At 39.9% G+C, this 1,276-nt stretch carries 1 protein-coding gene; it reads right to left on the reverse strand.

What is annotated here, in order from left to right; all coding sequences use genetic code 11:
• Positions 1–213: 213 nt before the first annotated feature.
• Positions 214–1,149, reverse strand: a complete 936-nt coding sequence (locus tag BFU02S_RS15885; RefSeq protein WP_066372783.1) for a 1,4-dihydroxy-2-naphthoate polyprenyltransferase — start codon at positions 1,147–1,149, stop codon at positions 214–216.
• Between the last annotated feature and the right edge of the window lie 127 nt (positions 1,150–1,276).

The following is a 1,276-nucleotide window of genomic DNA, read 5'->3' on the forward strand; positions in this document are numbered from 1 at the left end:
CACATGGTGAAACGACCGAGAATTGTGCTTCATAACTAGGATGAAGGACACTTCTCATGATGAAACAACTAGGGGTTGTATTTCATATCCCGGATAAAAAATATCAAAAAAAATAGTATCCACCCTGTTTTTTAAGTTTAAATATCCTTCGATAAAAAAATCGAGTACACAAAAACGCTTGGAAAATTCCAAGCGTTATCAATTAAACTTATGTTATAGGAAGTGCCCGGCAAAGATGCCGATCGCCAGTAAAAATCCAAAGATAGTGTTTGTTTGTGCGGTTGCCTTCATCGCGGGCGCCATTTGAATTGGAAGGATGCCTTTGTTAAAGACTTTGATCGCTTGAATCGGCTTTGCTGCACTTAGAACAACAACAGCCGTCCAAATTGGAGCCACATGACTGATAATCAGACCCAGAACCCAAATGTAGGAAAAAGTAAACATAATTGCCAAAAGAATAGTAGCCTTTTTCTTTCCTAAAAGAACGGCAACCGTTTTACGGCCATTTTCTTTATCGCCATCAAGGTCTCGGATATTATTTGATAGATTAATGGCACTTACTAAAATAAAGATCGGAATCGAGAATAGAATACTAGTTGATGTAACTGTTCCGGTTTGAATAAAGAAGGAAATTAAAATAATAATCATTCCCATAAACAACCCGGACATTAGTTCACCGAATGGTGTATAGGAAATTGGGTACGGACCGCCGGTATACAGATAACCAACTGCCATACAAACAAGCCCGATCAGCGCCAAATACCAACTTGAGTTCATACAAATATAAACACCTAATAATAAAGCCATTCCGTAACAAAGTAACGCAAGGTTCATGACGGTTTTCGGCTTAATTCCATCCCGGACGATGGTGCCGCTGATTCCTACCGAATGTTCATTATCGAGGCCGCGTTTGAAATCATAGTATTCATTGAACATATTGGTAGCAGCCTGAATCAATAGGCATGCTGTTAACATCGCGATAAAAAGCCAAAAATGGAATATCCCCTTTTCAACAGCCAATGCTGTCCCAAGGATCACAGGAACAAATGCCGCAGTTAAAGTATGAGGACGGGTCAGCTGCCACCAAACTTGAAAGCCTTGATTAGATTCCAATACAGGCTTCGGCCCATCCTGTAAATTTGGCTTCATATTGTTCTCTCCCTTAACAATTTATATTCATCCTTTTTTAAAAGATAAGAAAGTATAAAATTGACTTCGAAAATTGTCCAGCGCAAGCGGCCTAGCCCCTCGTTATGTGCTCCTGTGCCTAAGCAGA

The organism is Neobacillus fumarioli NBRC 102428 (genome assembly GCF_001591485.1).
Taxonomy (GTDB): Bacteria; Bacillota; Bacilli; order Bacillales; family Cytobacillaceae; genus Neobacillus; species Neobacillus fumarioli.

Coding starts and splice junctions, on each gene's coding strand:
- BFU02S_RS15885 (WP_066372783.1), bottom strand. CDS start 1,149: ATGAAGCCAAATTTACAGGATGGGCCGAAGCCTGTATTGGAATCTAAT.